Origin of the sequence: Photobacterium kagoshimensis (assembly GCF_050337045.1) — a bacterium.
In the GTDB taxonomy this organism is placed as follows: domain Bacteria; phylum Pseudomonadota; class Gammaproteobacteria; order Enterobacterales; family Vibrionaceae; genus Photobacterium; species Photobacterium kagoshimensis.
Genome location: NZ_JAKJSO010000012.1, coordinates 303,609 through 328,820 on the forward strand (window position 1 = coordinate 303,609; position 25,212 = coordinate 328,820).

Sequence of the window (25,212 nt, forward strand, 5' to 3'; positions counted from 1 at the left end):
GCCTATACTTTAAAAACCGACTAATTAGTCGGTTTTTATCTTTTGTTGATAAATCTAAGGACGAGATCATGACGACGGCACATTCCCCTGTTTCCGAGCGCATCACTTCTGAAAAGATCGTTTCTGATAACCCCACTTTCGCTAACCAGACCGTTGAAAACGTCGCAATCCCCCAGATCCAACACCAACTCGATCAACAACGCCAAGCTTTCAATGCCGCTCCATACCCCGATCTCGTTGAGCGTATTCGCCAATTAAAAGCCCTTAAAAAAGCCTTACTGCATCATAAAAAAGCCCTGTGCCACGCACTCGACCAAGACTTTGGCCAGCGCAATAAACATGACACCCTGATCAGTGATGTCCTGCCATGCATTCTCAACATCAACTACACCATCAAGCGGTTGAAAAAGTGGATGAAACCTTCACGTCGCCATGCGGGATTATTGCTGGCACCAGCCAAAGTCGAAGTGATCTATCAGCCCCTCGGTGTGGTGGGCATTATCGTGCCGTGGAACTTCCCAGTGATGTTAAGCATAGGGCCACTGATCACCGCTCTGGCTGCTGGCAACCGCGCGATGATTAAACTCAGCGAATTCACGCCACAGACCAATGCTGTGATCGCCGCACTGTTAGCCGAAGCCTTTACCACAGAGCAAGTCAGTGTAGTAGAAGGCGAAGCCGATATCGCAGCCGCCTTTAGTCGCCTCGCGTTCGACCATTTGATTTTCACCGGTTCAACCACTGTGGGCCGTCATGTTATGCGCGCGGCGGCAGATAACCTCACGCCTGTCACACTGGAATTAGGCGGAAAATCCCCGGTATTGATTGCGCCAGACATGCCAATGGCAACAGCGGTAGAGCGAATGATCTTTGGTAAAAGCCTCAATGGCGGTCAAATTTGTGTCGCGCCTGATTACGCCTTAGTGCCCGAAGAGCAAGTAAGTGATTTTGTTGAAGAGTACAAAAAGCAGTTTAATAAGATGTATCCGAAAGGAGTAGCGAATAAAGACTTCACCTCAGTGATCAACGCGCGCCAATATCAGCGTTTGAACGAATATTTAGCCGATGCAAAGCAGCAAGGTGCCCAAATCATGCCATGCCATGAGGATGCCCGTAACGACGAGCAACACCGTATGGTGACTCACTTAGTATTAGATACCAAAGACAGCATGACCTTAATGCAAGATGAAATTTTTGGCCCTATCTTGCCTATTGTGCCCTACACATCCATTGATGAAGCACTGGCTTATATTCAGCAGCGACCGCGCCCACTGGCATTTTATCTGATGAGCTTTGATCCAGCGTTGCAGCAACGAATAAAAACAACCACCCATGCCGGTGGCATGGCCATTAATGAATCGGTCTTTCATGTCGCGGCCGATGATGCCCCATTTGGCGGGATCGGCCCTTCAGGCATGGGGCACTATCATGGTCATGAAGGCTTTTTAACCTTTTCTAAAGCCAAAACCGTGTTAACGCGCGGGAAACTCAATACGGGCAAATTGGTGACACCACCCTACAACGGCCTTATCCAGAAACTGATGTTGGCCTTTTTTATTCGCTAACTGTTTGTATAAAAATGAAAATCACCAAGATAAAGCATCCGAATTAAAACAGAGAGCAGCAATGGCAAGCCACAAAAAACAGCAATTACTTGATACTGCCCTGGTCCTGTTTGTCGAGAACGGGATCCAAGGTACCGCGACAGCCAAGATAGCGAAAGAAGCAGGGGTGGCGAACGGAACCCTGTTTCATCACTTTGCGACCAAAAAAGCGCTGGTTGATAACCTGTATTTACTGACCAAGACAGAACTCAGTGCCGCGCTGACGCCAGCAGAGTCCAGCTTACCGCTACAGCAACAGTTCCAACACTATTGGAATAGCGGGCTGGCATGGGCACAACATAACCCCACCAAGCTGCAGTTTTTGCGCCAAATCGCCAGCGATCCCGGCTTTAGTCTGCGCCAACAGCATGAAATGATGGCGACGACCATGGGGTTCCTGATGACCTTAATTGAAACGGGGATCGACCAAGGAAAACTGGTGAAACGGCCACTACCGCTATTGCTTAACTTCTGCCATAGCCAGTATCTCGCCACCGCCAGCTTACTGATTGAACACCCAGATTACGCGAGTGATCCTGAATGGCTACAACATGCTTTTGCGCTGTTATGGCAAGCCATTGTGACGCCAGAGCACCAGCAATAATCATATTTTCACCCCAAATGACAGGTACAAAAATGGGCGCCGAAGCGCCCATTTTTATACTCGCAATGAAACCTAAGAAAGGTTATGCGCGTATTGTGTTAATTCTGCCATGCTTACCGTCGTTACGAACTGGCCATCAAGGTAGAAGTCGACACCGTCTTCTACTTTCTTACCACGCAACACTGCCGTCTCACCATTTTGGTAAGCAACGTGCATATCTAGCGTATCAGCATCAATTTGCTCAAAGCTTGCAGCATCAACATTACTGTGACGAACGCTCGCAAGTGGGGCTGTTGTCATGCTTTTATCTAGCTTACTATTTACTTTAAAAATAGCATCAACAGGCATATCAACCACCGCAGGAGAACGACCTGTGATTGGGTTTTTACCCGTCCAGAATTCGATACTGTTGAAGATGAACATATCAGCAGTCGCGGCAATACCGTATACCGGGCTTAGCAATACAAACAGTCCAGCACGACCATAACGATTATCCACCGCAGACAAGTTAAGTTTTGTCACAGCCGCAGAGGTACCCATTTGACCAATACAACCCGTTAGTGATGTTGCTAGCACTGCCATTGCAACCGCTTTAAGCGCAACTTTCGTCATTACCGATATCTCCAATTATTTAGATCGTAAAAAAAGCTGGCGGATTATAGGCCTTTTTGGATAAAGGTCGAGCTTTTTATACGAAAAAATTGCAGGTGAAAATCGACCATTTCAACACTTTGTTTTTGAAGATAATTTAAGTGCTAGCACTGTTTTGCATTGCTGACAAAAGCATCACTTTTGCTTTAGTTCATCACAATTTTACTTAGGCGTATTGGCCAGCCACATAGCCACTCGACCATGCCCACTGGAAGTTATAACCGCCAAGCCAGCCGCTCACATCCATCACTTCACCGACAAAATACAAACCAGAAATATTCTTAGCTTCCATTGTCTTAGACGATAATTCATCGGTATCAACACCACCTAACGTCACCTCTGCGGTGCGGTAGCCTTCCGTGCCATTTGGCGCAATACTCCAGCGGTGGAAATAGTCCGCTAAGGCCGTAATATCTTTAGGGTTAAACTGCTTTAAGGGCTTATCGTGAATATCGCCACGGGCGATCAAGACTTCGATTAAACGCTTAGGTAATAGGCGCGCTAATGAATTTTTCAGGCTCTGGTTCGGATGCGCTTCACGCATTGCCGTCAGTGTTTCGGCGAGATCGTCATTTGGCAATAAATCGACCGTTACTTTTTGCCCTGGGGTCCAGTATGAAGAGATCTGAAGCACAACAGGGCCAGACAACCCACGGTGGGTAAACAGTAAGTTTTCTTTAAATGACGTGCCATCTTGGGCATCAATCACCACAGGAATAGCAATACCCGACAGTTCCGCAAAGGCTTCTTTGTCTTCTTTGTGCAAGGTAAATGGCACTAAACCCGCGGTTGTTGGAATGCGTTTTAAGCCAAATTGTTCCGCGATCTGATAACCAAACGGGGTTGCACCCAGTTTAGGCATCGACAAACCGCCCGTTGCAACAACCAATGACTGACAGTGAATGGTGTCGGTATTTACCTTCAGGCTAAAACCTTCTTCAGTCTTAGTAATCGCATGCACATCAGCTTGGTAGCGCTGCGAGACTGTCGGTAAATCACACTCAGCCAGCAACATTTTTACGATGTCTTTGGCAGAATCTAAGCAAAACAGTTGGCCATGATCGCGCTCTTCAAACGCTATCTCATGCTTGCCAATCATGGCCAAGAAATCCCACTGGGTGTATTGCGACAATGCCGACTTAACAAAGTGTGGGTTACGACAAACATAGTTGTTAGCGGCCACATCATAGTTAGTGAAGTTACAACGACCACCGCCTGAAATTAGAATTTTGCGGCCCGGTTTTTTGCCGTGATCAACCACCAGCACCGAACGGCCTCGCTTGCCAGCTTCTGCAGCACACATCAACCCTGCGGCACCCGCACCAATAATCACTACATCAAACTGTTCTGCCATTTCACTCAACCTGCTTTTCTCGCAATGAAAAAGGGATGCCAATATAGCATCCCTCATTTGTGCACATTTTACCCGCCTACGCGGTGAATACCAACTGCTATCCTACACGCTTAGCGCTCAGGTGACCCAAGCTAAGCCTTCAGCGAAGAAGATTGCAGTGTCATCAAGGCGTTATCATCCAGTTGCACCGTACTGGTTGGGAACGCGAAGTCAGCCCCTTGCTGGTGAACAATCTCGACAATTTTGAGCATCACATCTTGCTGCACATCTTTGTACTCCACCCAATTCACAGTTTTGGTGAAGGTGTACACCAATACATCCAACGACGATGGGCCGTAATTATCAAAGCTAACAATCAGGGTTTGACGACTATCAATATCAGGGTGCTGGCGCAGCATCTGCTTGATCCCTTCCACCACCTGACCAACAACGGCTGCATCTTGATAGCGTAGCCCAACTTTTTGCTTAATCCGACGATTTAGCATTCGCGATGGGTTTTCCACCACAATCGAGCTAAACACCGAATTAGGGACATAGAGCGGACGCTTATCAAAGGTGCGGATCACCGTCATGCGAAAACCGATACGCTCAACCGTGCCTTCAATTTGGCGATCAGGACTGCGGATCCAATCACCGACTTTAAACGGGCGGTCAAAATAAATCATCATGCCACCGAAGAAGTTGGCTAGCAGATCTTTGGCAGCCATACCCACGACTAAGCCACCGACACCACCAAAGGTCAGAATGCCTGATAAACTCAGCCCAAGGTTTTGCATCATCACAAGGCCGCCGATCACCATCACTATCAGGCGCAGCACTTTAGAGACAGCATTCAAGGTGGTGAGATCTCTCGCTTTATCTGCTAATGCCGCTTCAACATTAGAAATAAGACGAAGTAAGATCCAAATGAGCGTCCATACCAAGAGTAGGTGACGTACCACACCCAAAAACTCGGTGGAATAGTGGCTGGTGTTCTCAACCACAACACCGATTGAGATCAGTGCAGGCCAAAGCCAAACAAGCCAAGAGACCGGCCGACGCACTGCATGTACTAATGCGTCATCCCAAATGAATTTTGTGGCTTCTGCGACATGAGCAAGACGACGACTGATCAGCCACCACGCCCCCCAGAGCACGGCACTTAAGGCCAGTAATAAGCCCACATTTAAGAGCCAATCAGGGCTAGCGCCTTGCTCTAACGATAACCACCAGGTTGTCATTTTATCCATCAATAACCAGCATAACTATTTGCATTCAATAGCCGTAACGTTAAGCGCAATAACGACTATTGGCAAACAGAAATACGCGTGATTTTAGGCGAAGATCAGGCTATTTCTGTTACACGCCAAGGTAAGCAACAACAAAAATGGCAATAAAGAACACCATCAAAAAGGTACTGGCTAAGATAAATAATCGACGTACCTTGATGCACTTGGCCATAAAGACGGGATCATGATGTTTATGGTATTGCTGACTGCGAATGTAGTGAAACAAACGAATTTGTTTACTGACATTGCCTTGCGATGAGAAAAACCCACGACCATCTACTTGCTGATAAAGCAAAGGGTCACACTCGCGCATGATCGCGAGCAATGTACGTAATGTACTGACGTACCTAGAAATATTAACAACGGCGACCATAAATAGCGCCAGTAGTAATGCATCCCCACTAATCATAAATAACCCCCAAACTACCTTGGACACAAGCAGGGGATAAGGGTGCGCAACGCACCCCATACTATGATTTAACCTGCTTGCGTATCCATCACAGACGATGATTCAGCTTTAGCCATAGCCGCTAGGTCTTTGTCGATAAAGAACAAGGCCTTACCGTCTTCACCTACTAGCTCAATCTTGTCTAGAACACTTTTGAATAACTTCTCTTCTTCGTGTTGTTCTGCAACATACCACTGTAAGAAATTAAATGTTGAGTAATCTTGAGTAGTGAACGCTACGTGCGCCAGCATGTTGATTTGCTTAGTGATCAACTGCTCATGCTCATAGGTTTCACGGAACACATCACCCAACGAGGCAAATTCGTGTTTTGGCGCTTCAATCGCACCTAGAATTGGCATTGCACCTGTTTCACTCACATAGGTGAATAAACGCTGCATATGTTCCATTTCCTCAACAGCATGGGCACGAAGAAACTCAGCAGCACCTTCAAAGCCTTTGTCTTCACACCAAGCACTCATTTGCAGGTACAGGTTTGAAGAGAAAAACTCCAAGTTAATTTGCTCATTCAGTTTTTCAACCATCGCTTGCGCTAACATCGCACTACTCCTTCTTATACAATTGTAATAGAGACATTGTCACAGCGCACAATCAAGTTTGCAACATAGCAGCAGCAAGTATCTGCGATGACACATGTCACTCAGAGGTAAGATACGAAAAGAAAAGGTAAAAAGACCACTCTGCATGTATTTTTAGAGTTACCACCAAGGGTGAGATCTACACGATATTTTTGCGCCATACTCAGTGGTAGCATGAAATGAACCCGTGATAAGGAGTGCACAGTTATGGCTTACAAACACATTCTCGTTGCTATTGATTTATCTGAAGACAGCTTCGTTTTAGTAAATAAAGCTGCCGCTCTGGCTAAGGCCGTCGATGCTAAATTATCGCTGATCCATATTGATGTTAATTATGCGGAGCTCTATACCGGCCTGATTGATATTAACCTTTCTGATGCCCAACACCGCATGGCTGATGAAGCACAGCATCACTTAAAAGCCTTAGCTGACAAAGCGGGTTACCCCGTTTCACATACCTTAGTGGGTAGCGGCGATCTCGCCGATGAAATCTGCCAAGCGATCGATGATCTTGATATTGAGCTGATTGTTTGCGGTCATCACCAAGATTTCTGGAGCAAAATTCTGTCTTCAGCGAAACAACTGATCAATCGCACTCCCGTTGATATGCTGATGGTGCCATTGAAATAGCGCTACCATAAACGGGATGAGCGGTAAGCCAGATTTACCGCTCCGACCTCTCGCCTTGGGTGAGCATTTCTCTGCTTGCCGCGAGCGCTTTAAGGTACACTATCGCCATGACACTTATGGATTGATCAAACTGTTATGGGATACCTTTCTACTATCACCCTACTATGGGCCTTTTCATTTAGCCTGATAGGGGTCTATCTTGCGGGCCAAGTCGATGCTTGGTTCTCGGTATTAACGCGTGTGTCACTCGCGGCGCTAGTATTTTTACCTTTCTTGCGTAAACAACATTTACACCCGAAGTTAGCCGCAAAATTGATGGTTGTGGGTGCCTTTCAGCTTGGCATCATGTACTGCTTTTATTACCAATCTTTCTTGTACCTTTCGGTACCCGAAGTGCTACTGTTCACTATCTTTACCCCCATCTATGTCACCCTGATTTACGACATGCTGCACCGCCAATTCTCGGCGTGGTATCTGGTCACGGCTGTTGTGGCTGTACTCGGTGCGGCCGTCATCAAATTTGAAGGCATTAATGAAAACTTCATTACGGGCTTTTTGATCGTCCAAGGCGCCAACCTGAGCTTTGCGATAGGCCAAGTGGGCTACAAACGTACCATGGAACAAGAAAGCCAAGATATCCCACAGCACACGGTATTTGGCTTGTTCTACTTAGGCGCGATGTGTATCGCCATACCGATGTTTTTGATGTTTGGTAATACCGATAAACTGCCAACTACTTCCACTCAGTGGGGCGTACTGATTTATCTGGGGACGATTGCATCAGGTTTGGGTTACTACATTTGGAACAAAGGCGCGACGCTGGTTAATGCGGGGGCGCTCGCCATCATGAACAACGCCTTGGTGCCTGCGGGCTTGATTGTCAATATCGTGATTTGGAACCGTGATGTGGATTACCCTCGTTTGATCATTGGCGGAGTTATTATTGTCTTTTCATTGTGGCTCAATGAAACTTGGGTCAAGCGCAAGGTCGCAGCATCACGCCAAGCCAGTGCTTAACCAGCCTTAGACCTGTATTCAATTTTGTAGCAACAAAAACGGCGAGCCACTGGCTCGCCGTTTATTTATCCTTCTATTGGTATCGACTCATCTCTCGATTAGATAAACGAGAAGGCATCAGCAAACATACGCTCGCGCTCTGCACCTTTTTCCGCCGTAAACTGTTCACGCGCTGCACCCGCCATTTCAAAACGGCCACAAATATAGATGTCGTACGCTGATAAGCTGATAAAGTCGTTACTGACGGCTTCCAATACATTGCCGACTTTGCCTTGCCAAGCGGCTTCTGGTTGCTCAACCACCGGGACGTAAGTCAGGTTAGCGTGTTTATCCGCCAGCGCCTGTAGCTCATCATTGGCGTACAACTGACATGCATCACGGCCACCCCAGTAAACAAAGATCGGTTGACTAACACCACGGCTTAAACAGTTATCTAAAATACTGCGCACGTAAGAAAAGCCCGTCCCCCCCGCAATCATCAGCAGTGGTTTTTCGCTGTCGGTACGGACCCACGCATCACCGTGTGGCGCTTCGATTTCAACAGGCGTACCTGCGGTAAGTGCGGCTTTCATGGTTTCCACCACTTCAATCGCGTACGGGTTGTGCTCTGCAGCACCAATATGGAGCTCCAGCTCACCGTCACGACACGGGCTACTTGCAATCGAGAATGGGCGTTTATCTTTCTCACCCATCACGGCTAATAGGTACTGACCGGCTTTGAAATCGATCATTTGTTCTGGCTGCAATAAAATACGGAAAGTATTACATGCTAATGGTTCAACTGACTTTACTTCACATTTAATCGACATGATTGTCCTCTGGTCGTTCAAAAGCATGGTACGTCCAAGACGCTAGTCCATGCTGAGCACCAAGTCGCTTTTCGCCGTTGCTTGACAAGTAAACATCCAACCCTGCGCTTGCTCTTTCTCAGTAAGCATAGGCTCAAGTTGGTAACTTATCTCACCCGATAACTTTCGGCACATGCACATGGCACACGCACCGACCTGGCAACGGTTAGGAAAAGCAATGCCTGCATTGAGCGCTGCCTGCAGTACGCTTTCATGCTCGGTGGCAGTAAAAGACACATCTGCGGGCAACAGGCGAACTTGGTGCATCATAATATTCTTAATTATCGTGTCCTTAACAGCTGGCCGCTAGTCACTGAGCACGCTATTAAAGAGGGATTAAACAACAGGTCACCAGCGATGATAACCTGTTCAATTTAGGCTAATCGCTATGGTTTGAAAATCGCTAATTCATCCCAAATAGCATCAATTTTAGCAACGATGACGGGATCTTTACGAATAGGGGTACCCCACTCGCGATCCGTTTCACCTTGCCATTTATTGGTCGCATCCCAGCCCATTTTTGAACCACAGCCCAACGAGAGTTGTTCTGCGGCCGAGCTGTTAATCATAATGGCATCACGGCTTGGATCCATACGAGTGGTAACGGCCCAAATCACATCATTCCAATCACGTACATTAACGTCATCATCGCAGACAATCACAAATTTAGCATTGGTAAACTGTGCCAAGAATGCCCACACCGCTTCCATCACCGCGATCGCTTGGCCTGCACCTTCTTTCTTGATACTCACTATCGCCATACGGTGTGAATCAGCTTCAGGTGGTAAATAACAATCCAAAATTTCAGGGTGTTGCTCACGCAGTGCCTTAAGCCCTGCATCGACATCAAAATCACGGTTAACGGTGAATGCTTCACTTGGTGAATTGACCGTTTCAGCATCCCATTTAATGGTGACATCCAGCCCCATTTTCGAACCCAAACCAACCACTGGCGAGGCAAAATCAAGGGAATCAATCGGCGTATTGTCGATCATCACAGTGTCGCGCACAGGGTCCATTCGCGTGGTCATCGCGTGGATCACGCTGTTCCAATCACGTGCGTTGACGTCATCGTCACACACCACCACAAATTTGGTGTACATGAACTGACGTAAGAAAGACCAGACGCCCATCATGACGCGCTTGGCATGTCCTGGGTATTGCTTCTTCATGGTCACCACCGCCATGCGGTAGGAACAACCTTCAGGTGGTAAATAAAAGTCCGTGATCTCAGGGAACTGCTTTTGCAAAATAGGCACAAACACTTCGTTCAATGCCACGCCCAGAACGGCTGGCTCATCGGGTGGACGGCCAGTATAAGTGCTGTGATAAATCGGGTTATTACGCATGGATACGTGGGTAACAGTAAACACATGGTGGCTTTCAACTTCGTTGTAATAACCCGTGTGATCACCGTAAGGGCCTTCATCGGCAAATTCAGTCGGGTCAATGTAACCCTCTAACACCACTTCTGCACTCGCGGGCACATCCAGATCATTACTAAGGCTCTTCACTACCTCGGTTTTACTGCCACGCAATAACCCGGCAAACGCATACTCAGATAAGGTATCTGGCACAGGCGTCACAGCACCCAAAATGGTCGCAGGATCGGCACCAAAGGCAACAGTCACTGGGAAAGGTTTACCAGGATGGGTTTCCATCCAATCGCGTAAATCTAATGCCCCACCACGATGGGCCAGCCAGCGCATGATCACCTTGTTTTTACCCAGCTTTTGCTGGCGGTAAATGCCAAGGTTCTGGCGTTTTTTGTTCGGCCCTTTGGTGATAGTTAAGCCCCAGGTTAATAGCGGTGCCACATCGCCCGGCCAGCAGCTCATCACAGGGACTTTATCAAGATCGACCTCGTCACCTTGCCAGACGATTTCTTGGCACGGCGCTTTGCGTAAGCGCTTCACAGGCATGTTCAGCACTTGTTTGAACACCGGCAGCTTATCCAGCGCATCACGAAAACCGCGTGGTGGCTCAGGCTCTTTTAAATACGCCAGCAGTTTACCCACTTCGCGCAGTTCTTTAACGTCCTGTCGTCCCATCCCCATGGCAACACGGCCTGGTGTACCAAACAGGTTAGTCAGTACCGGCATGTCATAACCAATCGGATTTTCAAACAGCAATGCAGGACCGCCCGCGCGAAGCGTGCGATCACTGATTTCGGTCATTTCTTGATTGGGATCGATAGGCTGCGAAATACGCTTTAATTGCCCTTGCTGCTCAAGGCGATCAATAAAGTCGCGCAGGTCCTTGAATTTCATAGGTGCTACCCGTTACCAAGCGGCACCCTCACTATGCGAGTGCCCATCAACTAATGGGCGATATTATAACGAGTTGTTAACCTAATCTCACCCGTTACTGATTATCAGTTACTGCTCGAGTACAATTTGCAGATTCTTTTTCAATACATTGCTGCTATGGGTTGTCGCCAGCTGGCGTAACCAACTGGTATAGCCTTGCTGCGCGAGTTGCTGCGCCACCACTTGCCCTTCATCGACTTCCCCCATCTTGGCGATCAAGAATTGGCGCGTGGATGCGGGCATAGGTTTTAAAATGATCAAAGATCGGTACGCTTGCTGCTTCAACGATGGGTTACTGGTGGCAGCCATTAGCTGCTCTAAAGCGAGCGGTTTAGGCGCTTGTTCGGCTAATCGTGTTAGTTCCTGGTAGCTGTAGGTGTCGGTGCGACGACGCCACAGAAGTTGGTACATATCACTATCGCCTGAGTGGGCCGCTAAGCTAGCAATAATGGCATTATCAGGTAGCCACATCAGCTGGTTATCGGATTGAAATTGATCGACTAAGGTGGCAATCGCAGCAGGTGAAAGTGTATCAATACGCTCTAAAAACAGATCACGACGGTGTTTTTGAACATGGCGATCGGTCGTTAGCCACGTTGACAACTGTAAGGTGCCCGATTCCGCTTTACGCACCATATCGTCAGCTTGTAATTGATGTTCCCAGTGCTTAATCAAGGTCCGAGCTAGCGCACCATAATGAAACGCCGCTTTCGTTACTAGGTAACCGTCACCTTGTTCAACAATAGTAAAGGTTGGTTTTCGCCCAGCCTGCTCAGCCAACCACGTGGCTTTGGCTTGATCAACCTGACCAAATTCGACCGCAAATGCCACCAGTTTTTCACGAACAGCTTCTTGTGATAGTGGCGGTAATTGCGAGAGATTAAATTCTAAAGCGCGAAAGTCATTTCGCTTATAAAGCGTGGTAAGGGCGTTCACCCGAGTTTGCACTTGCGCTGATGCTAAGGTGTCGAGTACCTGTTGTTCTGACACATCTTGTGCCAAAACGGGTGCTGTCCACATCGTCAGTAGCAAGGGTATCATGCACAATCCTTGTCGCATGTTATCTCCTATTCATCGAGAGGAAGATCAAGAGCCATCAATGCTCTATTGGTCAATGCAATGTTGTGGTGTAGGCGTGCCATCCTAACCTGCCTACTCTTTACCTATACAGCATTCAAGCGGTAATACCAAGCCGAATGATTATTCTTCTCAGCTCTCTACGCTATTGTTATTCATACTATGACATCACGATAAGCAACCGTGCGCTTATGTGTAATTATTTCGTCTTCCAGCCACAATTGAACACTGGTTTAAATTTAGTATGCCTGAAAGCCAAGCAATAAAAAACGCCGCACTAGGCGACGTTTCTTGAATTTGTGACCAAGCTAACTTTCTAGCTTAAGACCCTATCGATTATGAGTTTTGACGACGCATTGCATCGAAGAACTCATCATTCGTTTTGGTCATCGATAGCTTATCGATCATGAATTCCATGGTGTCGATTTCGCCCATCGCATGGACAATCTTACGCAGGATCCACATCTTCTGTAGCTCGTCTGATTTCGCCAGTAGTTCTTCACGACGCGTACCAGAGCGGTTAATGTCGATCGCTGGGAAAACACGTTTTTCAGCGATTTTACGAGATAGGTGCAGTTCCATGTTACCTGTACCTTTAAATTCTTCGTAAATAACTTCATCCATTTTAGAACCAGTATCAACCAGTGCTGTTGCGATGATAGTTAAGCTACCGCCTTCTTCTACGTTACGAGCTGCACCGAAGAAACGCTTAGGACGGTGAAGTGCGTTTGCATCCACACCACCTGTTAGGACTTTACCTGATGAAGGTACAACGGTGTTGTATGCACGTGCCAGACGTGTAATGGAATCCAGTAGGATCACCACGTCTTTTTTGTGCTCAACCAGACGTTTTGCTTTCTCGATAACCATTTCAGCAACCTGAACGTGGCGAGATGCTGGCTCATCGAACGTTGATGCAATAACTTCACCTTTAACCAGGCGTTGCATCTCGGTTACTTCTTCTGGGCGTTCATCAATCAGCAATACCATCAACTCACACTCAGGGTGGTTGTATGCAATGCTTTGGGCAATGTTCTGTAGCAACATGGTTTTACCCGCTTTTGGCGGAGCAACAATCAGACCACGCTGACCTTTACCAATTGGCGATGCTAAATCAAGAACACGTGCTGTGATATCTTCCGTCGAACCGTTACCACGCTCCATACGCATACGTTCGTTAGCGTGAAGCGGGGTTAAGTTTTCGAATAAGATCTTGTTACGCGCGTTATCCGGCTTATCGTGGTTAACTTCGTTAACTTTTAGCAGGGCAAAGTAACGCTCACCGTCTTTTGGTGGACGAATCTTGCCGGCAATGGTGTCACCAGTACGAAGATTGAAGCGGCGGATTTGGCTTGGAGAGACGTAGATGTCATCTGGGCCAGCAAGGTAAGAACTATCTGAAGAACGAAGGAAGCCGAAGCCGTCTTGAAGAATTTCTAGAACACCATCGCCAAATATGTCCTCACCACCCTTTGCGTGTTGTTTAAGAATGGCAAAAATAATGTCCTGCTTTCTTAAACGCGCTAGATTTTCCAATCCTAGGCTTTCGCCAAGCGCAACCAGCTTTGGAATAGGTTGGTTCTTCAGTTCTGTAAGATTCATAGTGGTGGGTTTCTTGTTTGTCAAAATGGGGTTCTATATAGTTGAGAGAGTTAATGACCAATGGGGCTGGTCATGAAATGAACAAGTTTGATAATTACGTGCAATAAGTTAGCACTAAACCTTCCATCCGTCTAGCATAGTCGGAAGACAAACTGCGCACAACAAAGAAATTGCGCACAGCCCGTATTTACAGCTTAAACGTTCGCGTCTAGGAACTCTTTAAGTTGAGATTTTGATAGCGCGCCCACTTTGGTCGCCGCTACGCTGCCATCTTTAAATAGCAGTAATGTTGGGATGCCGCGGATACCAAATTTCGGTGGCGTTGCTGCATTTTGGTCAATGTTTAGCTTACCAATCGTCAGCTTGCCTTCGTACTCGTCAGCAATTTCGTCAAGGATTGGGGCAATCATTTTACATGGACCACACCATTCAGCCCAAAAATCGACTAGTACAGGTCCTGCAGCGTTAATTACATCACTTTCAAAGCTTGCATCGCTTAGCTGCACAATCTTGTCGCTCATCTTCCACTCCAATGGTTGATTTTATTAGCTTATACCAATCCGGATAAGTAAATGTTCAATGTTTAACTGATAAATCATCACTATATTCAAAGCGTAAACAGCAATAACTAGTCTGTCTAGTTAGGATTAATTAGGCTGAATATAGGTTATTTAAATCCGCTTACATGATCAGATAGCTTGTCTGATAAGTATTATTTATACGCTACAAAGTTCGATTCAGGCTAGTTGAATTACGTTAAACCTGACCTATCTCATAGTATAAAGAGCAAATCGTTGCCCTATTTGAATTGAATCCGTTTCGTATTGCAACCCTAAGCTGATATTCTATAGCAATGAAGACGACTCATATCACAGAGCAAAAATTTGCCGACCTTGGTCTTGAACCAACGGTTGTAGCAGGTTTGGACAGCAAGGGTTTCTACAATTGTACCCCGATCCAAGCCTTGGCATTGCCGGTAGTGCTCTCCGGCCAAGATATTGCAGGACAGGCTCAAACAGGTACGGGTAAAACCCTTGCCTTCCTGACTGCTACTTTTAACCACCTGCTGCTAAACCCAGCATCAGCAGAGCGTAAACAGAACCACCCTCGCGCAATCATCATGGCTCCAACGCGTGAGCTGGCAATCCAAATTTATAACGATGCCAAACCGTTACTAGAAAGCACCGGTCTTACCGCAGGCTTAGCTTACGGTGGCGAAGCGTACGAGAAACAACAGAAAACACTCGAAAACGGTGTCGATATTCTGGTGGGTACGTGTGGTCGTATTATCGATTTCTACAAACAACGTGTTATCGATCTACGTAGCATCCAAGTGGTTGTACTGGATGAAGCCGATCGCATGTTCGATTTGGGTTTCATTAAAGATATTCGTTTCTTGTTCCGTCGTATGCCGGCACCTGAAGCACGCCTGAACATGCTGTTCTCTGCTACGCTGTCTTACCGCGTAAAAGAACTTGCCTTTGAACACATGAACAGCCCTGAAAGTGTGGTCGTAGAGCCTGAACAAAAAACAGGTCACCGCATTCAAGAAGAGCTTTTCTACCCTTCTAATCAAGAAAAAATGCGCTTGCTACAAACCTTGATCGAAGAAGAGTGGCCAGATCGCGCAATCATTTTTGCCAATACTAAACACCGTTGTGAAGATATTTGGGCACACTTAGCGGCAGATGATCACCGTGTTGGTTTGCTAACGGGCGATGTACCACAGAAGAAACGCGTGCGTATTCTAGAGCAATTTACGCAAGGCGAAATCGATATTCTTGTGGCTACCGATGTTGCGGCTCGTGGTCTACACATTCCTCAGGTAACGCACGTATTTAACTACGATCTCCCTGACGATGCCGAAGATTACGTTCACCGTATTGGCCGTACTGGTCGTGCTGGTGCAAGTGGTCACTCAATCAGTTTTGCTTGTGAAGGTTACGCAATTAACCTACCTGCGATTGAAACTTACATTGAACACTCAATCCCAGTATCTAAGTACGACAGTGACGCGCTGATGACTGAACTACCAGCAGCACTGCCAGTACAACGTACGCCGCGTCAAAACGGTAACCGTCGTAACAACTCGCGTCAGGGTCAAGGACAAGGTCAGGGGCAATCTCGCCAGCGCCAGCGTCGCCGCCCACAAACGCAAAAATAATAAGAATCGATAAGTCTATGGAAAGAAGTTCAGTATCACCTTTGTACGCCGCGATTGATTTAGGCTCTAACAGCTTCCACATGTGGATTGTGCGTGAAGTTGCAGGCAGTGTTAAAACTCTCGCAAAAATAAAGCGCAAAGTGCGTTTAGCCGCAGGGTTAAACCACGACAATATCCTCAGCGATGAAGCCATGCAGCGTGGCTGGGAATGTCTAAGCCTATTTGCTGAACGTCTTCAAGACATTCCCGCAGAGCGCATTCGTATTGTAGGTACTGCCGCACTTCGTACCGCGGTGAATGCTGATACTTTTCTCGCCAAAGCAAAAACGATTCTTGGTCACTCGGTTGATATTATTCCGGGTGAAGAAGAAGCGCGTATCATCTATCAGGGTGTCGCGCATACTTCAGGTGGTAGCGACAAACGCCTCGTGGTCGATATTGGTGGCGCCAGTACCGAAGTGATCATCGGAGCAGGCTTTGATGCCAATGCCCTGACCAGCCTTAAAATTGGCTGTGTTACTTGGCTTGAGCGTTACTTTAAAGATCGCGAGCTCAGTGCCGCGAATTTTGATGCAGCAATCACAGCCGCAAAAGCTGCGATTGACCCGATCTTAGCGCAGTATAAACAACTCGGCTGGGATACCTGTGTCGGCGCCAGTGGCACAGTACAGGCATTGCAAGAAATCATGCTGGCACAAGGCATGGATGAAGTGATTACGCTGCAAAAGCTAAAACGCCTGCAGCGCCAAGCGATGCAGTATGAGCGCTTGGAAGATTTAGACATCGAAGGGCTAACCTTAGAACGCGCTTTAGTCTTCCCGAGTGGTTTATCGATTCTTATTGCGCTGTTTGAATCGCTAAATATCGACACCATGACACTGGCAGGTGGTGCACTGCGTGAAGGGATGGTTTACGAGATGATGAGCCAGATGCGCCATCATGATGTGCGTGAACGTACCTTAAACAGTGTGCAACGCCGTTTTCAGCTTGATGCCATCCATGCTGATAATGTGGCAAGCACCGCAATGACATTGCTCACCAGTTGCAAGAATGAATGGCCACTGGAACAGCAAGCACCTTGTCTTTTGCACGCAAGTAGTACTTTGCATGAAATCGGTGCCAGCATCGAATTCAAAAAAAGCGGTGAGCATGCAGCATATCTGATCAATCATATTGATCTGCCTGGTTTTACCCGCGCACAGAAGCATTTGATTGCCGAGTTACTTCGCCGTCATCGCGAAGCGCTCACCAGCTTACCCGAGCAACACGCACTGTCGGCATCAAGCGCAACCCGTATTTTGCGCTTGCTTCGTTTAGCCGTGATTATTTGTCATCGTCGCGACCACCAGCATCAGCCGGTTGTGACACTCACAGCACAAGACAATAATCTTACGCTATCACTACCCAGTGTATGGCTTGCCAACAATCCGCTTACCAATGCGGAGCTGCAGCAAGAAGCTAACCGCCAAACCGATATGGGCTGGCCATTGCAGATAGTGGCGATGGATGACGAAGCCTAATCGCTTCACGCTAGCCATGCGATAACCGTTTCAGCACGATCAAAAAAGGCTCCCTTGTTATCAAGGCAGCCTTTTTTATTAACCGTCTATTTTAAGACTAGACGTCATTTTTAACACTAGACACCAGTGTTCACGCTATGGCGCAAGATCACCCCGTAATACCGCAATGACGTAGCATGGCATCCAACTGTGGCTCACGACCACGGAAGCGTTTGAACAAGGCCATCGGCTCTTCACTGCCGCCGCGCTCTAAGATGCAATCCAAGAAATCCGCGCCCGTTTGTGGGTTAAAGATCCCTTCTTCTTCAAAACGTGAGAACGCATCTGCCGACAACAGCTCTGCCCACAAATAGCTGTAGTAACCCGCGCTGTAACCGCCCGCAAAGATATGGCTGAAGCTGTGTGGGAAACGTCCCCACTCAGGGCTTTGCACCACAGAAACACGCGACTTAATGTCAAACAAGGTTTCTAGCACTTGCGCACCAATTTCTGGATCGTATTGGGTGTATAAGCTGAAATCGAACAGACCAAACTCAAGCTGACGTAAGATACCCATCGCGGATTGGAAGTTCTTCGCCGCGAGCATTTTATCGAGCATTTCTTTTGGCAGGGCTTCACCTGTTTCAAAGTGACCCGAAATAAATGCTAGGGCTTGTTCTTCCCAGCACCAGTTTTCTAAGAATTGGCTCGGCAGCTCGACGGCATCCCAAGGCACACCGTTAATACCCGATACCGCAGGTGCATCGATTTGAGTCAACATATGGTGAATACCATGACCAGTTTCGTGGAATAAGGTCACGACTTCATCATGGGTGAACAAAGCCGGCTTATCACCAATCGGCTTGTTGAAGTTACAGGTTAAGTAAGCAACTGGCGTTTGTAGCGACCCATCAAGACGGGTGCGACGTACCATGCACTCATCCATCCACGCACCACCACGTTTGTGTTCACGCGCATACAGATCGAGGTAGAAGCTACCGCGCAGTTCACCTTTGCTGTCGAAGATATCGTAAAAAGTAACCGTGTCATCCCAAACATCGACGCCGTCACGCTGCTTCACATCCATCCCAAACACACGCTTTAGCACTTCAAATAGGCCTGCCACGGCGGTTTTCTCAGGGAAGTAAGGACGTAGCTGCTCATCAGAAATACTGTAGCGATGCTGTTTTAGCTTTTCGCTGTAGAAAGCAAAATCCCATGGTTGCAGATCATCGGCACCAAATTCTTCTTTCGCGAATGCACGTAACTCTGCCACTTCACGCTCACCTTGTGGCTTGGCGCGTGTTGCAAGATCGTTCAAAAAGCCCAGCACTTGCTCTGGCGATTCCGCCATCTTGGTCGCCAGTGATTTCTCGCTATAAGTGCTAAAGCCAAGTAGACGTGCTAGCTCATGGCTCAGCTTCAGTTTTTCAGCAATGATTTCGCTGTTATCCCATGTGCCTGCGTTCGGACCACGATCAGAAGCACGTGTTACGAACGCTTCGTACATTTCTTGGCGTAATGCACTGTTTTCACAGTAGGTCATCATAGGAAGGTACGATGGGATTTCCAGCGTAAACAGGTAACCCTCAAGCTCTTTCGCTTGCGCGGCAGCTTGAGCTGCTTGCATCGCGGATTCAGGCAAGCCTGTCAATTCAGCTTCGTCTGTTACCTGCTTGCTCCACCCCATGGTGGCATCTAACACGTTATTACTAAACGTCGAGGCCAGCTCTGAAAGGCGCTTGCTGATTTCACCGTAGCGGTGTTGTTCATCGGCAGGTAAACCAATACCCGATAATTCAAATTCTTTTAGCGCGTCTGTGATCGATTTTTGCTGCGCTTGGTTCATTGCCGCAAAATCATCACTGGCTTTGATCGCTTTATACGCTTCGTACAAGCCTTTGTGTTGACCCACCCAAGTGCCGTAATCAGACAACATAGGTAAACAACCTTCGTAAGCCTCACGCAATTCAGCACTGTTTTTCACCCCGTTTAGGTGAGAGATCGGTGACCAAATACGGCTTAAACGATCATCGGTTTCCGCCAGCGGCTCACAAATGGAGTCCCAACTTGGTGGCGCATCGTTTGCCAAGACCTCTTCTACCTTGGCACGACAATCAGCAATCGCTTGTTCAACGGCAGGTTGAATGTGCTCAGCTTTAATGAGAGAAAACGGAGGCAGATCCGTCATGGTCAATAGTGGGTTTGACATGCGCTTATCCTTTATGAGGTTATCCCTAATAGATGTGTCTTTCTCTGGTTAAATTCAATCCCTTAGTCCAGCTTAGAGCCAAATTTAACGCCGCTTATCGCTTTAATTATGCGTCAGAGCCTTAAATAAGCCAGCGCTTAGCTTGGTATAAACTGGATATTCATCATGATTTGGCGATAATAGCGCCTTCACTATTCTTATTCGTCACAGAGACCCACCTTATGCTGAGTTATCGTCATAGCTTCCACGCTGGCAACCACGCCGATGTGGTAAAACACATTGTTCAAAGCCTGATTTTGGATTCGCTCAAGCAAAAAGATAAACCTTTCGTTTACCACGATACCCACTCAGGGGTTGGTCGTTACGATTTACAAGACGAGCGCAGCGAGAAGACCGGTGAATTCCTCGAAGGGATCGCACGTATTTGGTCGCGCGATGATATTCCGGCTGAAATTGCCTCTTACATTGATGCCATCAAGACGCTAAACGACAGTGAAGAGTTGCGCTACTACCCTGGCTCACCGAAAGTTGCGAGTGCACAGATCCGTGGTCAAGACCGCATGGTATTAACCGAACTGCACCCAACTGACTTCCCGCTGCTACTGCAAGAGTTCCGCGGTGATCGCCAAGTGAAGATCTACAAAGAAGATGGCTTTGCTCGTTTAAAAGCAAGCCTGCCACCGAAAGAACGCCGTGGCGTGGTTCTGATCGACCCACCGTATGAACTCAAGCATGAGTACATGGATGTGGTGAAAGCCATTCGTGAAAGCCACAAACGTTGGGCAACGGGGACTTACGCAATTTGGTACCCTGTGGTTTACCGTGAAAACATCGATAAAATGATTAAAGGCTTAAAAGACACAGGCATTCGTAAGATCCTGCAAATTGAATTAGGTGTAGAGCCAGATACCGAAGAGCGCGGCATGACAGCCTCTGGCATGATCGTGATTAACCCACCGTGGAAATTGGAAAGCCAAATGCAGACCATTCTACCTTGGCTACAACAGGCGATCTCACCGGTAACAGGCTTCAACACTGTTGAGTGGATTGTACCGGAATAATCCTGTCGTTCATTGCCGCGTTACATCGACTGGCGAGTAACAATGCTCGCCAGCTCACATCTCCTTTCTATCCCGTTTTAATCGCCACGACTGCTGCTCGTATCTCACACTTTTCTCCATTACACTAAACGCAAAGATATCGCTGATACCTCTTTGATTCCTTGGCCGCTTTAGTTTTGGCTATTTATCTTGGTGGGTATTACATAATGAAAACAGGTGGAGAAAGTCATGGCGAAGCATTTTGATTACATTTGTATCGGTGGTGGTAGCGGTGGTATTGCCTCAGCTAACCGCGCTTCAATGTACGGCGCAAAGGTTGCGATCGTAGAAGCAAAAGCATTAGGCGGTACATGTGTAAACGTAGGTTGTGTACCCAAAAAAGTAATGTGGCATGGCGCACAAATTGCTGAAGCAATGCACCTTTACGCAAAAGACTACGGCTTTGATGTTGATGTAAAAGGGTTCAACTGGGGCAAACTGGTTGAGAGCCGTGAAGCCTACATTGGTCGTATTCACCAAGCGTACGACAATGTCCTTGGCAATAATAAGGTTGAAGTGATCAACGGTTTCGCAACCTTTGTGGATGCAAAAACCATTGAAGTAAATGGCGAACACTACACAGCCGATCACATTCTTATTGCCGTTGGTGGTGAACCAACCATTCCTAATATTCCTGGTGCCGACCACGGTATCGATTCGAATGGCTTCTTCGAGCTAACCGAGCAGCCTAAGCGTACTGCCGTGATTGGTGCAGGCTACATTGCGGTAGAAATTGCAGGCGTACTAAGCGCCCTCGGCACGGATACTCACCTGTTCGTTCGTAAAGAATCGCCACTACGTAGCTTCGATCCACTGATCGTAGAAACACTGGTAGAAGTGATGAATGCAGAAGGTCCAACCCTGCACACCCACTCGATTCCAAAAGAAGTGGTTAAAGAAGCCGATGGCACCTTCACCATGCACTTTGAAAACGGTGAGTCACACAACACAGATTTAATCATCTGGGCAATTGGTCGCCAGCCAAGCACAGACAAGATCAACCTTGCTGCGACAGGCGTTGAAACCAACGACCGTGGCTACATCAAAGTCGATGAATACCAGCAAACCAATGTCGCTGGCATTTACTGTGTGGGCGATATCATGGAAGGCGGTATTGAGCTAACACCTGTCGCGGTTAAAGCGGGCCGTCAGCTGTCTGAACGTCTATTCAATGGCAAGACCAACGCGAAAATGGACTACAAGCTAGTACCAACCGTAGTATTTAGCCACCCACCAATTGGCACTATCGGTCTGACTGAACCAGAAGCGATTGCACAATACGGCGAAGACAATGTGAAAGTGTACAAATCTGGCTTTACCGCTATGTACACAGCAGTCACCGCTCACCGTCAGCCTTGTAAGATGAAACTAGTGTGTGCAGGCCCAGAAGAAACAGTCGTGGGTCTTCACGGTATCGGCTTTACGGTTGATGAAATGATCCAAGGCTTTGGCGTTGCTATCAAAATGGGCGCAACCAAAGCAGACTTCGATGCAGTCGTCGCGATCCACCCAACGGGCTCAGAAGAGTTTGTAACTATGCGCTAAGCGCGCACTGTATTCGAAACAACAACATTCGAAGCAACAAAACTCGAGATAACAAATTTGAGAGTGACAAAAAGGGAAGCACATGGCTTCCCTTTTTCTATTCAAGTAAAGATAACATCTAATTGTTTCTATTTTCGCGTTCATGCTTTTTTTTATGATAAGAGTAAACCCCTAGAAATATAATATAAATAATAGAAAAAATAATAACTAAAACCAGCCCAGCCTCAAAAGAAAACCAATCACCTTTTCCTTCACGAATCGCTTTAGCCGTTGGACTTGTAGAGAGCGTGTTCATCAATGACAGTGCCGCGACTATAAAAACAACTAACTTTCCTGTTAGATTCATCATATCTCCTTTGTTTAATAATCTACTTCCAACCTATTAGGCGCCATATTTGGCAAGACTTATCAACTTACGTCTCATCTCCCCTTCGCTATTGTCAAAAAAAGGATTAGACCCAAGAAAAACTTTACATCCTTTAACAGCATTAAATTTAGATAAATCCACATGGTTTAAGTTATTTCGTTGAAGTTCGATTTCTTTGATTGAACTTAATCCATCAAGTTCACCAACAGCATTAATTTTATTACTTACCAGTACTAAATACTCCAATGCACTCAAATGAGAAACATTCTCCACCTTCTTAATGTTTGATCTTTCTATTTTTAGTTTTTTTAATCCAGATAGACCATCTAATCCACTTATCTTTTCTAATGGTGTATTATAAATTGTCAACTCTTCCAAACCATCTAAACCATCAAGCCCTTTTATTTCACTAAAAGAAGCATAAGAAATGATAATTTTCTTCAAGTTATTTGAGTTGGAAAAGTCTGGCATTTTATTATTAATAGTCCCACCAAATCTTAACACCCTTAATGTTTCAGGAAGTTTAACGTCACCAAGATAAGCCCCTCCCCCAGTAAATAAAACTTCTAAATTAGTAAGTCTATGTAGTTTTGATAAATTATTTTCACGATCACCATAAACATACAAATACTTTAAATTAGGAAAGCCAAATAAATCAACATTATATTTACCACCATCACCACTTATCAAAATTAATAGTTCTAACGACTGATGGCCGTTAATATCTGACAAATTGGAAACACCATTATTTATTTTAAGCAGTGAAAGTTTATTTTGTTTTTTAAAGTTTGAAATATGTTTAAATTCACCTCTTGATGTTCCTATCATTTCAAGAGAGCTATCTACGGGTAAAATAACATCATCAACAATACCACTCTTAAGGTATAACTCTTTAAGGTTTTTATTACTCTTTAAGTTTAAAACCACATCATCTACATCATCTACATCTATGGCTAAATATGTTAATTTTGGTAATAAAGAGAAGAGCATTTCAGTGTTAACAGTTTTTAATTTCAACTGCAAGTGAGTAACATTAAGCTCATAATCTACAAGAATATAGTTTTCAGATTTTTGATAGTCATAGAACCAAAAATCTCCACCATTATATTTTACACTTGAACTACTAAATTTAAATATCTCATCACTGTCATTAAAATCATCTCTATCCACCAATTCAGCATTATACGTTTCAATGAATATTTCAGGCTTCGATTGATAGCCGTTTTCTTTAAGAAAATCCATAACATGCTTTATTTGTGGTGATTGCAGTGTTTCTTCAACCAGAGGATCATATGCCAACACCCCAAATGATAAAAATAACATTGATATTTTTATTAAAGCTAAAATTCTATATAACATATCATATGTCCTGTTATCTTAGACAACTGTCATCATCATTCAGTCAAAACCTTTGAACGGTATTAAGAGGTATAGCACTTAAAGTAACCACATAAAGTTCAACAATTAAATCCATCACATATCCTTTGTTTAATTATTTTTTCAACGTCGTTAAATCACCGTAAGTCTCTAAGCTCATGAGCTTTCTATAAAGCTCACCCTCACTATTATCAAAAACAGGGTTCGATAATAGATAAACTCTACATCCCTCTATACCATCAAAAACAGAGAAATCAATATTCTCAATCTCATTTACATCCAATTGGATATGTTTGATTGACTTAAGACCATTGATGTTATCGATAGTCTTAATTTTATTATAACTTAACGATAAAACCTCAAGATTATCTAAGTGCTCTACATTTTCAATTTTCGTAATGTTAGACCTTTTTATTTTTAGTTCTTTTAAGCTAGAGAGATCATCTAATCCACTTATCTTTTCTAATGGTGTATTGTAAATTGTCAACTTTTCCAAATTATCTAAACCATCAAGCCCTTTAAGTTCACTAAAAGAAGCATAAGAAATTATAATCTCCTTTAATTTGTTTGAGTTGAAAAAATTTGGCATTTTATTATTAACAGCCCCTCCAAATCTTAAATACTCTAATGACTTAGGCAATTTAACACCACCAATATAAGCATCAACTCCGGCAAATAGAATTTTCAATTTAGTAAGCTCATGCAGTTTTGATAAGTCATTGCTACTATCACCATATACATATAAATATTTTAAATTTGGAAAACTAAACAAATCAATGTTATATTTACCACCATCAACACTTATCAAATTTAATAGTTCCAATGACTGACTTCCGTTAATATCTGATAAATTTGAAACACTATTATTTATTTTCAGTGATGACARTTTTTTTTGTTTTTTTAAGTTTGAAATATGTTTAAATTCACCTCTTGATGTTCC

The 25,212-nt window shown here is 45.6% G+C and carries 23 protein-coding genes; 8 read left to right on the plus strand and 15 right to left on the minus strand.

The features are described from left to right. The first annotated feature begins 68 nt into the window (after nt 1–68). Nucleotides 69–1,565 carry a coniferyl aldehyde dehydrogenase gene (locus L4C35_RS10835; RefSeq protein WP_428462871.1) on the plus strand — a complete coding sequence of 499 codons (1,497 nt, stop codon included), beginning with the start codon at nt 69–71 and terminating at the stop codon, nt 1,563–1,565. Between the two features lie 61 nt (nt 1,566–1,626). Continuing rightward, nucleotides 1,627–2,208 carry a TetR/AcrR family transcriptional regulator gene (locus L4C35_RS10840; RefSeq protein ID WP_428462872.1) on the plus strand — a complete coding sequence of 194 codons (582 nt, stop codon included), beginning with the start codon at nt 1,627–1,629 and terminating at the stop codon, nt 2,206–2,208. 72 nt (nt 2,209–2,280) lie between these two features. Here the strand turns inward: L4C35_RS10840 and L4C35_RS10845 are convergent, their stop codons facing one another. From L4C35_RS10845 to ftnA, 5 genes are all read right to left on the minus strand, one after another. Continuing rightward, nucleotides 2,281–2,820, minus strand: a complete 540-nt coding sequence (locus L4C35_RS10845) for a DUF3332 domain-containing protein (RefSeq protein ID WP_428462873.1) — start codon at nt 2,818–2,820, stop codon at nt 2,281–2,283. A 205-nt stretch (nt 2,821–3,025) separates the two neighbouring features. Beyond that, a complete protein-coding gene (locus L4C35_RS10850) occupies nt 3,026–4,213 on the minus strand; it encodes a BaiN/RdsA family NAD(P)/FAD-dependent oxidoreductase (RefSeq protein WP_428462874.1) in 1,188 nt (395 codons plus the stop codon). 131 nt (nt 4,214–4,344) lie between these two features. After that, complete coding sequence (locus tag L4C35_RS10855) at nt 4,345–5,442, minus strand: mechanosensitive ion channel family protein (protein ID WP_428462875.1); 1,098 nt, start codon at nt 5,440–5,442, stop codon at nt 4,345–4,347. 109 nt (nt 5,443–5,551) lie between these two features. Continuing rightward, nucleotides 5,552–5,890: a universal stress protein UspB gene (gene uspB / locus L4C35_RS10860; protein WP_428462876.1), complete on the minus strand. Its 339-nt coding sequence runs from the start codon at nt 5,888–5,890 to the stop codon at nt 5,552–5,554. A gap of 68 nt (nt 5,891–5,958) precedes the next feature. Further along, a complete protein-coding gene (ftnA, locus tag L4C35_RS10865) occupies nt 5,959–6,486 on the minus strand; it encodes a non-heme ferritin (protein ID WP_428462877.1) in 528 nt (175 codons plus the stop codon). A 246-nt stretch (nt 6,487–6,732) separates the two neighbouring features. On the opposite strand from ftnA, the gene uspA reads away from it, so the two are divergent. Together uspA and L4C35_RS10875 are read left to right on the plus strand one after the other, a co-directional pair. Beyond that, nucleotides 6,733–7,155, plus strand: a complete 423-nt coding sequence (gene uspA, locus L4C35_RS10870) for a universal stress protein UspA (RefSeq protein WP_428462878.1) — start codon at nt 6,733–6,735, stop codon at nt 7,153–7,155. 135 nt (nt 7,156–7,290) lie between these two features. Then, entirely contained in the window at nt 7,291–8,172 is an 882-nt protein-coding gene (locus L4C35_RS10875; protein WP_428462879.1) for a carboxylate/amino acid/amine transporter, read from the plus strand. A 98-nt stretch (nt 8,173–8,270) separates the two neighbouring features. On the opposite strand, the gene fre is transcribed toward L4C35_RS10875, so the two are convergent. From fre to trxA, 6 genes are all read right to left on the minus strand, one after another. After that, entirely contained in the window at nt 8,271–8,981 is a 711-nt protein-coding gene (fre, locus tag L4C35_RS10880) for an NAD(P)H-flavin reductase (RefSeq protein WP_428462880.1), read from the minus strand. A 42-nt stretch (nt 8,982–9,023) separates the two neighbouring features. Continuing rightward, nucleotides 9,024–9,290 (minus strand): 2Fe-2S iron-sulfur cluster-binding protein, encoded by a 267-nt coding sequence (locus tag L4C35_RS10885; RefSeq protein ID WP_428462881.1) that lies wholly within the window; start codon nt 9,288–9,290, stop codon nt 9,024–9,026. A 116-nt stretch (nt 9,291–9,406) separates the two neighbouring features. Continuing rightward, nucleotides 9,407–11,290, minus strand: coding sequence for a 4-hydroxy-3-polyprenylbenzoate decarboxylase (gene ubiD, locus L4C35_RS10890; protein WP_428462882.1), 1,884 nt, complete (start codon nt 11,288–11,290; stop codon nt 9,407–9,409). 108 nt (nt 11,291–11,398) lie between these two features. Next, on the minus strand, nt 11,399–12,370 hold the full coding sequence (locus tag L4C35_RS10895; RefSeq protein WP_428462883.1) for a hypothetical protein: 972 nt from the start codon (nt 12,368–12,370) through the stop codon (nt 11,399–11,401). A 372-nt stretch (nt 12,371–12,742) separates the two neighbouring features. Continuing rightward, nucleotides 12,743–14,008: a transcription termination factor Rho gene (gene rho / locus L4C35_RS10900; protein WP_428462884.1), complete on the minus strand. Its 1,266-nt coding sequence runs from the start codon at nt 14,006–14,008 to the stop codon at nt 12,743–12,745. Nucleotides 14,009–14,202: 194 nt separating this feature from the next. Further along, entirely contained in the window at nt 14,203–14,529 is a 327-nt protein-coding gene (gene trxA / locus L4C35_RS10905; RefSeq protein ID WP_048900490.1) for a thioredoxin TrxA, read from the minus strand. Nucleotides 14,530–14,861: 332 nt separating this feature from the next. Here trxA and rhlB point away from each other — a divergent pair, with 332 nt between their 5' ends. Next, complete coding sequence (gene rhlB, locus L4C35_RS10910; RefSeq protein ID WP_428462885.1) at nt 14,862–16,172, plus strand: ATP-dependent RNA helicase RhlB; 1,311 nt, start codon at nt 14,862–14,864, stop codon at nt 16,170–16,172. A gap of 17 nt (nt 16,173–16,189) precedes the next feature. Further along, nucleotides 16,190–17,692, plus strand: a complete 1,503-nt coding sequence (gene gppA, locus L4C35_RS10915) for a guanosine-5'-triphosphate,3'-diphosphate diphosphatase (RefSeq protein ID WP_428462886.1) — start codon at nt 16,190–16,192, stop codon at nt 17,690–17,692. Nucleotides 17,693–17,840: 148 nt separating this feature from the next. On the opposite strand, the gene prlC is transcribed toward gppA, so the two are convergent. Continuing rightward, a complete protein-coding gene (gene prlC, locus L4C35_RS10920) occupies nt 17,841–19,883 on the minus strand; it encodes an oligopeptidase A (RefSeq protein WP_428462887.1) in 2,043 nt (680 codons plus the stop codon). 221 nt (nt 19,884–20,104) lie between these two features. On the opposite strand from prlC, the gene L4C35_RS10925 reads away from it, so the two are divergent. Together L4C35_RS10925 and gorA are read left to right on the plus strand one after the other, a co-directional pair. After that, nucleotides 20,105–20,944, plus strand: a complete 840-nt coding sequence (locus L4C35_RS10925) for a 23S rRNA (adenine(2030)-N(6))-methyltransferase RlmJ (protein ID WP_428462888.1) — start codon at nt 20,105–20,107, stop codon at nt 20,942–20,944. 228 nt (nt 20,945–21,172) lie between these two features. Then, complete coding sequence (gorA, locus tag L4C35_RS10930; protein ID WP_428462889.1) at nt 21,173–22,528, plus strand: glutathione-disulfide reductase; 1,356 nt, start codon at nt 21,173–21,175, stop codon at nt 22,526–22,528. Between the two features lie 118 nt (nt 22,529–22,646). On the opposite strand, the gene L4C35_RS10935 is transcribed toward gorA, so the two are convergent. From L4C35_RS10935 to L4C35_RS10945, 3 genes are all read right to left on the minus strand, one after another. Beyond that, nucleotides 22,647–22,874 carry a hypothetical protein gene (locus L4C35_RS10935; RefSeq protein WP_428462890.1) on the minus strand — a complete coding sequence of 76 codons (228 nt, stop codon included), beginning with the start codon at nt 22,872–22,874 and terminating at the stop codon, nt 22,647–22,649. 36 nt (nt 22,875–22,910) lie between these two features. Then, on the minus strand, nt 22,911–24,254 hold the full coding sequence (locus L4C35_RS10940) for a leucine-rich repeat domain-containing protein (RefSeq protein WP_428462891.1): 1,344 nt from the start codon (nt 24,252–24,254) through the stop codon (nt 22,911–22,913). A 133-nt stretch (nt 24,255–24,387) separates the two neighbouring features. Then, a partial coding sequence (locus L4C35_RS10945) for a leucine-rich repeat domain-containing protein (protein WP_428462892.1) occupies nt 24,388–25,212 on the minus strand: 825 nt, incomplete at its 5' end.